The 12884-nt window shown below is 66.9% G+C and carries 9 protein-coding genes; 3 read left to right on the top strand and 6 right to left on the bottom strand.

Annotated features, from left to right (window positions below; all coding sequences use genetic code 11):
- Window positions 1-198: 198 nt before the first annotated feature.
- A complete protein-coding gene (locus tag BM222_RS33290) occupies window positions 199-3705 on the top strand; it encodes a tetratricopeptide repeat protein (RefSeq protein ID WP_092238145.1) in 3507 nt (1168 codons plus the stop codon).
- Between the two features lie 151 nt (window positions 3706-3856).
- Here BM222_RS33290 and BM222_RS33285 read toward each other — a convergent pair whose 3' ends face one another.
- A complete protein-coding gene (locus BM222_RS33285; protein WP_092238141.1) occupies window positions 3857-4630 on the bottom strand; it encodes an MBL fold metallo-hydrolase in 774 nt (257 codons plus the stop codon).
- Between the two features lie 13 nt (window positions 4631-4643).
- Window positions 4644-5552: a DMT family transporter gene (locus BM222_RS33280; protein WP_092238138.1), complete on the bottom strand. Its 909-nt coding sequence runs from the start codon at window positions 5550-5552 to the stop codon at window positions 4644-4646.
- Window positions 5553-5651: 99 nt separating this feature from the next.
- On the opposite strand from BM222_RS33280, the gene BM222_RS33275 reads away from it, so the two are divergent.
- A complete protein-coding gene (locus tag BM222_RS33275; RefSeq protein ID WP_177243614.1) occupies window positions 5652-6512 on the top strand; it encodes a LysR family transcriptional regulator in 861 nt (286 codons plus the stop codon).
- 138 nt (window positions 6513-6650) lie between these two features.
- Here BM222_RS33275 and pdeM read toward each other — a convergent pair whose 3' ends face one another.
- The 4 genes from pdeM to BM222_RS33255 all read right to left on the bottom strand — a co-directional run bounded on the left by pdeM (window position 6651) and on the right by BM222_RS33255 (window position 12519).
- Window positions 6651-7322, bottom strand: a complete 672-nt coding sequence (gene pdeM / locus BM222_RS33270; RefSeq protein ID WP_177243611.1) for a ligase-associated DNA damage response endonuclease PdeM — start codon at window positions 7320-7322, stop codon at window positions 6651-6653.
- A gap of 52 nt (window positions 7323-7374) precedes the next feature.
- Window positions 7375-10038 carry a ligase-associated DNA damage response DEXH box helicase gene (locus BM222_RS33265; RefSeq protein WP_092238129.1) on the bottom strand — a complete coding sequence of 888 codons (2664 nt, stop codon included), beginning with the start codon at window positions 10036-10038 and terminating at the stop codon, window positions 7375-7377.
- 209 nt (window positions 10039-10247) lie between these two features.
- Entirely contained in the window at window positions 10248-11477 is a 1230-nt protein-coding gene (locus BM222_RS33260) for an ABC transporter substrate-binding protein (protein ID WP_092238126.1), read from the bottom strand.
- 115 nt (window positions 11478-11592) lie between these two features.
- Window positions 11593-12519, bottom strand: coding sequence for a class I SAM-dependent DNA methyltransferase (locus BM222_RS33255; RefSeq protein WP_092238123.1), 927 nt, complete (start codon window positions 12517-12519; stop codon window positions 11593-11595).
- 134 nt (window positions 12520-12653) lie between these two features.
- Here BM222_RS33255 and BM222_RS33250 point away from each other — a divergent pair.
- The coding region (locus BM222_RS33250) for a DUF4372 domain-containing protein (protein ID WP_143105991.1) at window positions 12654-12884 on the top strand (231 nt) is incomplete at its 3' end.

Here is a 12884-nt window from a genome sequence, read left to right as displayed (position 1 = left end):
CGAACGCCAAGCCCGCGGCTCCCGCCGCCCAACTTTAAGACACCGGTGAGGCGTTCCTTAACCCGTTATTTACCGTAACGGACAAAAGTCGGAATTCGAGGCAGACGACCCGCGCCAAATCCGATTGTCTTTACAACCGGCACGGGTGGGGAGTCTGGAGGCGCCGGGGTGGGGCGCGGGTCGGAACCGGACAGAGTCATGAATTCGCGCGTATCGTGGAGTGTTGACGGCATCGATCCAGCCGTCCGGGAGCGGGCCGAAGCCGCCGCGCGCCGCGCCGGCATGTCGCTCAACGATTGGCTGAATTCCACGCTCGGCGAGACTGCTCCGCCGAACTTTCGCGGACCTTACGAGCAGCCGCGTCAAGAGCCGCGCCCCGATCCGCGCTCGGGGCCGACGCCGAGCCAAGGAGTTGGTCAGGCGAGCCGCGAGGTCGCCGACATCCATCAGCGGCTCGACGCGATCACCCAGCAGATCGAACGTATTTCAAAGCCCGCAGCACCGCGTCCGGACGTGTCACGGGAGCAGGGCGTCGCCCGCCAGCTCAACGACGCGATCTCGCGGCTCGACGCCCGCTTGTCGCAGATCTCGCGGCCTCAACAGCCGCAGCCGCAAGCGCAGCTTCAGCCGCCGCGACCGGCACCAGCACCACCGGCACCGAGTCCCGGCGAATCACGCCAGCGCCAGGCCGATGCGGTCGAGCGCGCGGCCACGCAGGTGTATCGCAACTCGCCTCCCTTGAGCCCCGCCTCGTTCGACGTCGCGGTCGCCGAGATCACCGCGCGCCAGAGCGAGCTCGACGGATTCGCACCGCGGCAGATCCCGCCGCGCGCTGCGCCATCGATCGCCCCCTCTGCGGCCCCCTACGCTGCCCCGATGGCGCCGCCGCCGATGGCACCGCCGGCGCCTGCCTACGCTCCGCCGCCCCCGGGGCCGGATTTCTCGTCGCTCGAGCGCCATCTGCTCAAGATCACGAGCCAGATCGAGGCGCTGCAGCGGCCCGACAATACCGAGCAGGCGATCAACGGCTTCCGCTCCGAGCTCGCCGAGATCCGCAACGCCATCACCGAGGCGATGCCGCGCCGCGCGATCGAATCGATCGAGAACGAGATCCGCTCGCTGCATCGTCGCATCGACGAAACCCGCTCCAACGGCACCGACGGCCAGGTGCTGTCGGGCATCGAGCGCGCGCTCTCCGACATCAAGCAGGTGCTGCGCACGCTGACGCCGGCCGAGCAGCTCACCGGCTATGACGAGGCGATCCGCAATCTCGGCGCCAAGCTCGATTTGATCCTGCGCGCCAATGACGATCCCTCGACGGTGCGCCAGCTCGAAGGCGCGATCTCGGCGCTCCGCGGCATCGTCTCGAACGTCGCCTCCAACGAAGCGTTGGCACGCCTCTCCGAGGACGTGCAGCTGCTGTCGTCCAAGGTCGACCAGATCAATCGCGCCTCGGACCGCGGCGACAGCTTTGCGCTGCTGGAGCAGCGCATCGCCGCGCTCACCGCCGCACTGGAAAGCCGCGAGCGGCCGCAACCAGCCGAGAGCACCGAGCATCTGGAAGCCGCGATCCGCGCGCTGTCCGACCGTTTCGACCGCATGCAGGTCGGCAACGATTCGGCGTCGACCTTCGCGCATCTCGAGCAACGCGTCTCCTATCTCCTGGAGCGGCTGGAAGCCGCCTCCGACCAGCGCGGCGGCAATCTGGGCCGCGTCGAGGACGGGCTGCACGACATCCTCAGGCATCTGGAGCGGCAGCAGGCGACCTATTCCGCGCTGGCCGAGAGCCGCAATCCGGCACCGTCGCCGGATGCCGGCGTGGTCGATCTCGTCAAGCGCGAGCTTTCCGACATCCGCTACAGCCAGGCCGAGACCAACCGCAGCACGCAGGATTCGCTGGAGGCCGTGCACAACACGCTCGGCCATGTCGTCGATCGCCTCGCCATGATCGAGGGCGATCTGCGCGCGGTGCGCACGGCCCCTGCGCCGATGCCGATGGCCGCGCCCATGCAGATGCCGGCTCCCGTCGAGCCGGCGCCGATGGCGCGCGAGCAATGGCAGCCGCAGCCGCCGCAGCCGAAATACGATCCGAAGCCCGAGCTGCCGAATCCGGCCGCGCCGCAGCCGTCGCATTCTGCTTTCCTTGCCGCGCCGCGCGAATTCCACGCCGCGGCACCAGCAGCACCGCCGCCGATGCCGATGGCCGCGCAAGCCGCACCGCCGTTGCCGCCGCGCGCGATCAGCGAGATCCTGGAGCCGCACACGGCGCGTGCCGCGATTGCGCCCGAACTGCCGCCGGATCATCCCCTCGAACCCGGCACGCGTCCGGGCGGTCGCCCCGCCACCCCGTCCGAGCGCATTGCCGCATCCGAAAGCGCGATCAGCGAAATCCCCGCCCCGCCGAAGGAGCCGGTGTCATCGTCGAGCTTCATCGCTGCCGCGCGCCGCGCCGCGCAGGCTGCCGCCGCGCAACCGCCGGAGAAGCCCGCCCGCGGCGCCAAGGCCGCGATCGCGGCCCGCGTCAAGGACAAGGGCCAGGCAAAAGGGCAAGCCACGGGTCAGGACGGCGGCTCGACCATCACGTCAAAAATCCGCTCGCTGCTGGTCGGCGCGAGCGTGGTCGTGATCGTGCTCGGCACCTTCAAGATGGCCATGAACCTGCTCGAAGGCGGCAGCGCGCCGCCGGCGCCGCAGGCCATGGAAGACACGTCGAGCCGGCCCGCGCCGCCGGCGCCGCCGCCGGTCGAGAGCAAGCCCGCCGCGCCCGAACAGGTCACACCGTCGATGACCTCGCCGACACCGATCGGCAAGCAGTCCCTGAACAATGCCGCGCCGGCACAAGCGACGAGTTCCGGCAGCACGGCCTCGGTCGAAATTCCGCCCGCGCCGGCCACGGCGGCGCCGACGCCGCCCGCGGCGAACAGCGACGTCACCGGCGCCTTGTCGGGCACGAGCCGCACCCGGCTGAACCTCATCCAGATCCCGCCGAGCGAGAAGCTGCCTGACGGCATCGCCGGCCCCGCCCTGCGCACCGCCGCGATGAAGGGCGATGCGACGGCGGCCTACGAGATCGGCCTGCGCTTTGCCGAGGGCAAGGGCGTGGCTGCGAATTACGAGGAAGCGGCGAAGTGGTACGACCGCGCCGCGCAGGCCGGCGTGGTGCCCGCCACCTTCCGCCTCGGCACGCTCTACGAAAAGGGCCTGGGCGTGAAAAGGGACGCCGATATCGCCCGCCGCTACTACACGCAGGCCGCCGAGCGCGGCAACGCCAAGGCGATGCACAATCTCGCGGTGCTCGACGCCGATGGCGGCGGACGTGGGGCCAACTACAAGAGCGCGGCGCAGTGGTTCCGGAAAGCCGCCGATCGCGGCGTCGCCGACAGCCAGTTCAACCTCGGCATCCTCTATGCCCGCGGCATCGGCGTCGAACAGAACCTCGCTGAGTCCTACAAATGGTTCAGCCTCGCCGCTGCACAGGGCGACGCGGATTCGGCCGGCAAGCGCGACGACGTCGCCAAGCGCCTCGACCCGCAATCGCTCGCCGCCGCCAAGCTCGCGATCCAGACCTTCAGCGCCGAACCGCAACCCGACGACGCCGTCAACGTCCCGGCACCCGCCGGCGGCTGGGACAGCGCCCCGCAAGCGGCCGCCAAGCCCGTGCCGAAGCCGGTCGCGGTGAAGAGGTCGGCGTCAGCGGCGCATTGATTGGCTTGGTAAGCTCTCTCCTCTCGTCGTCGCCCGGCTTGACCGGGCGACCCAGTATTCCAGAGACCTTCGTCGGATAGCTGGCTCTCACAACAGCCGCCGCGGCGTACAGGATGCCCCGGTCAAGCCGGGGCATGACAGCGGAGCAAGATCACGGCGCCTCGATCACCGTCGGCACGCCGGGCTGCAATAGCCGCAGCCGCGGGCCGAAACCCAGCACGTCGAAGGTCTTGCGCAGATCTTCGCCGTTCTGGCGGAAATGCGCCCAGCCTTCGGTGTGCAACGGGACGATCATCGCATCCGGAAAGGCGCGCGCGGTCTCGATCGTGTCATTGGTATCCATGGTGAGATGGAAGGGCCCGCGGGTTTGCGCCGCGCCCGCGAACGGCAGCACCACGCCGCATTTGAAACGGCGCGCGACCTCGGCGACGCCGTCGAACCAGGTGGTGTCGCCGCTGACATAGACGGGACGCGTGTCCTTCCGGCTCGACTGCACCACGAAGCCGATCACATCGCCCGACAGCGGCTCAATACCCGCAGGGCCATGACGCGCCGGTGTGGCCGTGATGGTCAGCGTGTTACCGTCATCGTCTCTCAAGTGCGCGGTCGCCCAGGGCGCAAGGCCTTCGACATGGCCGCCGAGGCGCTTTGCGCCGGCCTCCGTGGTCAGCGCGCGCGGCGCTTTCAGCAGATAGTCGCGGCCGGATTTGTCGAGATTGTCCGAATGCTGGTCGTGGCTGAGCAGCACGGCGTCGATCGGACCGATCGCGTCAGCCTTCATCGCCGGTCCGACCGTCTTCTCCAGCTTCACATGCGGTAACTCGTAAGCACCGGGTGCATCGAAGGTGGGGTCGGTCAGCAGGCGAAAGCCGTCGATTTCGATCAGCGCGGTGGGGCCGCCGATCAGGGTGATGGAAACAGGCATGAGGATCTCCTACTTACGCGGCCGGGTTTGCGGGGCGCGTCACCAGGTAAATGCCGAGCGCCACGGGAACGATCCCCAGCAAGTCGCGCGCCTCGACATGCTCGCCGAGCACGAGGAAGGCGAACAGCATGCCGAGCGGCGGCATCAGGAAATGATAGGCACTGGCCGCGGTCGCACCACACACTTTCAGGAGATGAAACCAGAGCCAATAAGCGAGGATCGAACCGCCGAGCACGAGGAACGCAAAGGCGCCGATCAGGCTGGGCGTGACATCGATGGCATGAACATCGGCGAAGGTGAATGCGACCGGCGTCAGCACGATGCCGGCTGAGAGATTCTGCACGCCGTTGCCGATCCACAAGCTGCCCTTCGGGGCGAACAGCTTGAACAGGATGGTGCCCGCCACGATGGAGGCGAGCGAGGCCAGCGTGAACATGATGCCGTGCAATGAGTCGGTTCCGACCGTGAGCCGGTGCCAGACGATCAGCGTGACACCGATGATTCCCAGCAGCAGGCCGCTCGCCTTGCGCCAGGTCATGCCCTCGCCAAGCAAGAGTGCGGCGAGCGCGGCTGTGAACACCGGATTGGCCGAGACGATGAGGCCGCCGAGGCCGGCGGAGACCGATTGCAGGCCGGTGTAGCCGAGCCCGAGATAGAGTGCGTTGTTGGCGATGCCGAGCACGGCGAAAATCAGGGCATCGCGCCACGACAGCGACCAGTCGCCGCGGATGGAAGTGGCACCCAGGATCAGGATGCCGGCGAGCGAGAAGCGCGCGGCGAGCAGGATCAGCGGCGGGCAATGGGTGACGCCGATCTTGCCGGCGACGAAGGCATAGCTCCAGAGCAGGCAAAACAGGCCGATCGCGAGCGGCAGCGTGTTGGAACGGCTGCGGGGGGCGGGAAGCGAGGTGGCGAGGGACATGGCGGGCATTCTCCTGAGCCCTCGATCTAGGGAGGCGGGTTGCCATTTGGAAATTAAATGATTAACTCGAAACCAGTGGATTTTCGAATGGAGGCTGAGATGCTCGATCTGGAGCTCCTGCGCAGCTTCGTCTCGGTGGTCGAGGCCGGCGGCTTCACCCGCGCCAGCGAGCGCGTTCACCGCACGCAATCGACCGTCAGCCAACAGATCAAGCGGCTGGAGGAGGATGTCGGGCAGGTGCTGCTGCACCGGGACGGCAAGGACGTGCGCCCGACCGAGGCCGGGGAGCGGCTGCTCTCCTATGCGCGGCGGCTGCTGACGCTGGCCGAAGAGGCCCGCGACGTGCTGCGCGAGCCCGACGGGGGCGCGGTCCGGCTCGGCATTCCCGAGGACTTTGCGGCGTATCGCCTGGCGAAACTGCTGGGCGCCTTCTCGCGCTCGCATCCGAACCTGCGGCTCGACGTGCGCGCCGACCAGAGCAAGAACCTCGCCCGCGATCTCGAACGCGGCGAGCTCGATCTCGCGCTCTACAAGCGCGAGGCCGGTGGCAAGGACGCGATCGCCGTGTGGCCCGAGGAGGTGCACTGGGTCACCAGCAAGAGCCATCCCATCGACGTCAACGCCTCGTCGCTGCCGCTGATCGGATTTCCGCTCGGCTGCCTCTACCGCGCCGGCGCGATCCATGCACTGGAAAGCGCGGGCCGCGCCTGGCACATGTCCTATTCGTCATCGAGCCTCGCCGGCATCCAGGCCGCCGTTGCCGCCGGCATGGGCCTGAGCATTCTGTCGGAGATGTCGATCCAGTCAGATCACCGCGTGCTGACGGCGAAGGATGGATTTGCGCCGATCAACCGCACCGAGGTGGCGCTGATGGCCGCGCCGAACGCGAGCTCGGCGACGCTGCGGCTCGCGGATCGGCTGGCGGAGTTCTGCGAGGACGTGCAGGCGAAGGCGGCGTGAGCCGTTGCGATCGCTTGCCGTTGCCAAACGAAAGCTCTCGTAGGGTGGGTTAGCGCAGCGTAACCCACCTCTTCAGTTTCCGCAGAGACAGAAGTGGGGGGTACGCCTTCGGCTCACCCACCCTACGAGAGCGCGGCCTCAATGACACCTGGACGCGGCGATCGCATGCACGCGGCGATCACCCAGCAAATGCGCGACAAAACCTGTCTTCGGAAAGATCTTCGCAAAGGCCGCATCGCGGATGCTGAGGCCGCCGGCATAGGCGCCGAAGGCGGGCATCACGGCGCGGAGGCCGTCGCTTGCGAAACACCGCCGCTCCATCGAACGGCCGCGCGCGGAGACGCGGGCCTTGGGATGGAGATGCCCGGCGATCTCGCCAGCCGCGCCTGATGGTTCGTGGCGAAAGGTGATCGGTCCGACAGCGACTTCGTCGGCGATGGTGCCGCCGAGATCGCGCGGCAGCATCGGATCGTGATTGCCCGAGATCCAGATCCAGTCGCGACCGTTCTGGAGCGCGGCGACGGCGTCGCGATCGTCCGCGGAGAGCCGCTCATGCGCGGAGCGGTCGTGAAAGCTGTCGCCGAGCGCGATGACCGTTTTTGGATTATGGCGGGAGATGACAGCAGCGAGGCGGCTGAGCGTCGCCAGCGTGTCGTAGGGCGGCAGCAGCACGCCGCGCATGGCGAAGCTGGAGCCTTTTTCGAGATGCAGATCGGAGACGACGAGCAGGCGCTGCTCGTCCCAGAACAAGGCGCCGGAGAGATCGGCGGTGAAGGTCACATCGCTGATGCTGACCCTTGATACGCGCATGTCCTCGTCATCCCCCGAAACCAGCGCGCCCCACGTCACGTCAAAACCTGCTCTATCCCATCGCCTCTTTGACCAGCTCGTCGGCGGCTTCCGCCAACAGCTCGTCTGCAGCTTCGCCATAAACTGACTCGCGGCCGATTTCCAGCATCACGGGCACCGCGAGCGGGGAGACGTGGTCGAGTTCCCGATGGGTGATGCGGCCCTGGATGCGCTTCAGCATGTCGCTGAGGCGGCGCAGATCGAGCAGGCCGGTGGCGGCGTCGGCGCGGGCGGCGCGCAGCAGGACGTGATCGGCCTGATGCTTGCGCAAGACGTCGTAGACGAGGTCGGTCGAGAACAGCACCTGGCGGCGGCTCTTCTCTTCGCCGGTGTGGCGGCGCGCGATCAGGCCGGAGATGATCGCGCAATTGCGGAAGGTGCGCTTCATCAACGCGGATTCGGCGAGCCACGCTTCAAGGTCATCGCCGAGCATATCGGGGTCGAACAAAGCGTCGAGATCGATCCTGCCGTCCCTGATCATGAAGGAGAGATCGCCGAGCGCCCAGATCGCCACGGCATATTCGTTGGCGACGAAGCCGAGCGGCCGGGCGCGGGCCCGCTCCAGCCGGCGCGTCAGCAGCATGCCGAGGGTCTGGTGCGCGAGGCGGCCTTCGAAGGGGTAGCAGACGATGTAGTGCTTGTTGGCGCGCGGAAAGCTCTCGACGAGCAATTCACGAACCGCAGGCACGCGCGACACGTCCTTTTGCAGCGACAGCCAGTCGCGCACCTGTTCCGGCAACCCGCCCCACGCGCGCCCATCGTCGAGCAGCCGGCGGACACGTTCGGCGAGATAGGTCGAGAGCGGGAATTTGCCGCCCATATAGGACGGCACTTTCGGATCCTTGTCATTGGCGCGCGAGACATAGACCTGGTCCTCGACCAGGGTCTCGTAGCGGACCACCTCGCCGCTGAAGACGAACGTATCGCCGGGCGAGAGGCCTTCGATGAAGGCCTCCTCGATCTCGCCGAGCAACCGACCACCGCGCGCAATGACGCCGGTCGATCCCGCACCACCACCGCGCGAGCGCACCAGCCGCACCTTCAGCATGTCGTCCTCGACGATGGTGCCGACATTCATCCGGTAGCTCTGCCGCACCTTCGGATTGGCGACGCGCCAGCGTCCTTCCTTGTCCTGCTTGATGCGGGCGAAGCGCTCATAGGTCTTCAAGGCGTAGCCGCCCGAGGCGACGAAATCGACGACATCGTCGAAATCCTGACGCGACAAACCCGCGTAGGGCGCGGCGGTGCGGACCTCGGCATAGAGCTCATCCGGGAGAAACGGCTCGCCGCAGGCGCAGCCGAGCACATGCTGGGCCAGCACGTCGAGCGCGCCGGTGCGAAGCGGCGGCGTGTCCTGTGCATTCTCGGCGATGGCGTCGATGGCGACGCGGCATTCCAGCACCTCGAAACGGTTGGCCGGCACCAGCACGGCGCGCGAGGCTTCGTCGAGCCGATGGTTGGCGCGGCCGATCCGCTGCATCAGCCGCGACGAGCCCTTGGGCGCGCCGATATTGACGACGAGATCGACGTCGCCCCAATCGACGCCGAGGTCGAGCGAGGAGGTGCAGACCACGCCGCGCAGTTTGCCCGCCGACATCGCGTCCTCGACCTTGCGCCGTTGCGCGACGTCGAGCGAACCGTGATGCAGCGCGATGGCGAGGTTGTCGTCGTTCATGCTCCAGAGATTCTGGAACAGCATCTCGGCCTGGCTGCGGGTGTTGACGAACACGAGCGTCGTCTTGTTCGCCTTGATCAGCTGGTAGATTTCCGGAAGCGCGTGCCGCGCGCTATGGCCCGCCCAGGGCAACCGTTCGCGCGTGTCGAGCATCTCGACCTCCGGCGGCGCCGCGCCGCCGGCGACGACGATATCAGCAGCTCGCTCCTTGCCCTCGGGCTGCGGCACCAGAAAGCGCGCGAGCTGATCCGGCTCGGCCACCGTGGCCGACAGACCGATGGCGCGGATTTGCGGCGCCAGCCGCCACAAGCGCGCAAGGCCCAGCGAGAGCAGATCGCCGCGCTTCGACGTCACCAACGCATGCAACTCGTCGAGCACGATGCGCTTGAGCGAGGAGAACAGGAACGGCGCGTCGTCGGACGAGAGCAAAAGCGCAAGCTGCTCCGGCGTCGTCAGCAGAATGTCGGGCGGATAGCGCCGCTGCCGCTGCCGCCGCGACACCGGCGTGTCGCCGGTGCGCGTCTCGATCCTGATCGGCAGCGCCATCTCGGCGACCGGCCGCTCCAGATTGCGGGCGATATCGACGGCGAGTGCCTTCAGCGGCGAGATATAGAGCGTATGCAGGCCGCCGCTGCGCTGCACGGAGCGGCCGGTGGAGACGAGCTTGTTGTAGCCTCCGCCCGTGCGGGGGTCAGCGGCCGCAGGCTGGCGGGAGGGGGGAAGCTCCACGAGCGGTGCTTGTGGCCGCCCCCCTCCCCGACCCTCCCCCGCAAGGGGGGAGGGAGAAGAAGACAGCTCCACCAGCGTCGGCAAGAATCCGGCGAGCGTCTTGCCGGCGCCGGTGGGCGCGATCAGAAGCGCCGATCGATCCTCTCGCGCCTTCTCCAGCAGCGCGAGCTGATGTTCGCGCGGCGTCCAGCCGCGCGCCGCGAACCACTTTTCGAAGCGGTCGGGCAGCAGGGAGGCCGGCTCGGCCGGAATTTTGCGGATGCGGGGCGGCACGGCATCACAGGTAAGCCGTGGGACAGGGTTCGTCGAGGGGTGAAGGGCGCGATGCATCTCCGGCGTCATGGCCGGGCTTGTCCGGGCTTGTCCCGGGCATGACGAGTTTGAGGAGTCAGCGAGAATCCAACCAGCGCATCCCTCGCGGAGAGAGCCCCTCACCGCGACCCTCTCCCCGCAGGCGGGGAGAGGGGAAGAGACAGGAGCACCTATTCCACCACCGGCTTGTCCGAGACGTCCCAGTCCTTGCCGTTGAACACCTGGGTGAACAGCGTCTTCATCGGCGTGTAGTCGTCGGGGGTGTAGCTGTAACTGACACCATCGAGGAAGAAGGGCGAGTGGAAGCCGTTGAGATTAGATGCCTGCTTCAGCACGTTGGCGCGGGTCAGCTCATCGCCGCAGCGGCGCAGGATCTCGCCCATGGTGACGGCCTGGCCGTAGCCGGCATAGGCGATCGTGTTGTCGGGAGTGATGGTCGGCAAATATTTCTTGCGCAGCTCCTCGAATGCCGTGGGGCCCGGATCCTTTTCCCAACGGCCCGGCCCGGCATCCTTCGCATAGCTGATCGAGACGATGTCCTTGGCATTCTCGAAGCCGGCGGCGCTGAGGATCGATTTGCCGGTCGAGCCGGCCGAGAGCAGCTGCAGCGGCTTCCAGCCGAGCTCGGCCACTTTCCGGATCGACTGCGACGACGCCTTGCCGGTTGAGATGTTGTAGAAAACATCCGCGCCCGATTTCGACAGATTGATCAGCTGGGAATCGACCGTGGGATCGGTGAGATCGTAGGTCTGCTCCATGATCACCTGTGCGGTGCCGCCGGCATCCGCCAGCACCTTCTTGAACGGAGCGAGGAAGTCGCGGCCGAAATCATCGTTCTGATAGAGAATGCCGATCCTGGCGTTCGGCTTCACAGCCAAGACATGCTTGGCCAGGATGCGCGCTTCGGTCGGATAAAGCGGCAGGCCAGCCATCGTCCACTTGAACTCCTTCGGGTTATTCCACTTCGAGGCGCCGGTGTTGAGCAGCAGTTGCGGCACGCCCTTGGCGTTCAGATATTTGTGCACGGCGGTCTGCGGCGCAGTGCCGAGCGAGCCGTAGAGCGCCAGCACCTCCTCCTGCTCGACCAGGCGCCGCGTCGCCTCGACGCATTTCGGCGCGCTGTAGGCGTCGTCGAGCGTGAGGAATGTGATCTTGCGTCCGTTGATGCCGCCGCCTTCGTTGAGCATCTGGAAATAGGCCTCGCCGACGCGGCCCAGCACGCCGTACAGCGAGCCCGGACCGGAATGCGGCACGGTCTGCCCGATCTTGATCTCGGTGTCGCTGGCGCCGGGATCGTATTTCTTTTCCGCGGCCCGGACATAGGGCGCGGGCAGAACGGACGCGGCAATGGTGGCGAGCGCGGCGGCGCTGACATCGCGCCGCGATGGATTCTTGGTCATTGTTGTCTCTCTCCCTAACGCGCCCATTGTGCTGGCTGCGCAGCGGCTCGCAAGTGGGAAGTCGTCGCTTTGCGACGCAATGACGGCTAGATTGCAGGCGGTTTAGCGCCTGGACTCAAGTTTTCTCGGCGACGACGACGAGACCGCGCACCGGCTCGTTGTTCTCGTTGCGCGGCGAGGCCGGCTCCATCGTCAGCAGCTTGAGCCCGGCCTTCGCGATTGCGCCGCGCACATATTCCGCCGAGTGGGCATAGCGCAGGCCTTCGCCGAGCACGATGCCATCGCCGTCATGCGTCTCCAGCGTGAAGGCGAGCACGCCGCCCGACACGAGCACGCGCCTCGCCTCGGTGAGAACGGGGCCGAGCTCCGAGAGATAGACGAACGCGTCCGCGGCGACGACGAGGTTCGCGCATCCGTCTGCCCTGGCCCGCAGGCCCTCGATCATGTCGGCGACTTCGAGCTCGGCATAGAGCTCCGTGGCGCGCGCCTCCTTGATCATGCCTGATGACAGGTCGATACCGATGAAATGGTCGACTTGTCTGGCGAAGGCCGCCGCCGCAAGCCCGGTGCCGCAGCCGAGATCGATGGTGCACTTGAAGAACGCCGGCTTCTTCGCCGCGACGCGGGCAGCCAGCACCGCCTTGAAGATCAGCGCGGGCGCGCGATAGCCGAGATCGTTGATCAGTGCGTGCTCGAAGCGCGGCGCATATTGGTCGAACAGCGCCTGGACATAGGCCTTCGGCATCTCCGCCATCTCGGCGTCGCCGAGCCGGATCAGATGCAGGCCGGCGCCGTGCTGATCCTCCGGATCGGACTCACGCGCTTTGCGGAACGCCGCGATCGCCTTGTCGCGCTCGCCGAGCTGCTGACGGATCTCGCCGAGCGTGAACCAGGCCGAGGTGAAGTTCGGCGCGAGCTCGATCGCCTGCTCGATCAGGTCGGCGGCAGCGGGCAGATCGCCCTTGAGCTGGAGGTCGCGCGCGAACTCGAAACGGCGGTCGGCCATGAGATCGCCGGAGGTCAGAAACAGGCGGAGCGGCATTGGGAACCGATTGTCATTGCCGGGCTTGACCCACGGCTGTCCGGTTTAGATTTTGTGGACAAGGCGCATGGCGTTGATTCTAGTCGGTTCTGGACGTCTGCAAGCGTTCCGGGACACGACAGGAGATCAGCGCCATGCCGCACCACAATACAGTATTTCGCGACGTCCTGAAGCTGATGCCGTGGCGTCAGTTTGAAGGGCTTGTGGAAGAACATGATGCGGATGCGCGGGTACGGCGGCTGCCGACCAAGTCGCAATTCGTGGCGATGCTGTACGGCCAACTTTCTGGAGCCTCGGGGCTGCGAGAGATTGTGACGGCTCTTTCGAGCCATGGGTCGCGGCTTTACCACCTCGGCGCAGCGCCG

The sequence above is a fragment of the Bradyrhizobium sp. Gha genome, from assembly GCF_900113735.1.
GTDB lineage: Bacteria > Pseudomonadota > Alphaproteobacteria > Rhizobiales > Xanthobacteraceae > Bradyrhizobium.
Note: the sequence above shows the minus strand (reverse complement) of the source record. Positions and strands in the feature narration are given on the sequence as shown.

What these genes read in the sequence shown, in the direction of transcription:
- BM222_RS33290 (WP_092238145.1), top strand. Translation starts at nt 199, where the DNA reads ATGAATTCGCGCGTATCGTGGAGTGTTGACGGCATCGATCCAGCCGTC.
- BM222_RS33285 (WP_092238141.1), bottom strand. Translation starts at nt 4,630, where the DNA reads ATGCCTGTTTCCATCACCCTGATCGGCGGCCCCACCGCGCTGATCGAA.
- BM222_RS33280 (WP_092238138.1), bottom strand. Translation starts at nt 5,552, where the DNA reads ATGTCCCTCGCCACCTCGCTTCCCGCCCCCCGCAGCCGTTCCAACACG.
- BM222_RS33275 (WP_177243614.1), top strand. Translation starts at nt 5,652, where the DNA reads ATGCTCGATCTGGAGCTCCTGCGCAGCTTCGTCTCGGTGGTCGAGGCC.
- pdeM (WP_177243611.1), bottom strand. Translation starts at nt 7,322, where the DNA reads ATGCGCGTATCAAGGGTCAGCATCAGCGATGTGACCTTCACCGCCGAT.
- BM222_RS33260 (WP_092238126.1), bottom strand. Translation starts at nt 11,477, where the DNA reads ATGACCAAGAATCCATCGCGGCGCGATGTCAGCGCCGCCGCGCTCGCC.
- BM222_RS33255 (WP_092238123.1), bottom strand. Translation starts at nt 12,519, where the DNA reads ATGCCGCTCCGCCTGTTTCTGACCTCCGGCGATCTCATGGCCGACCGC.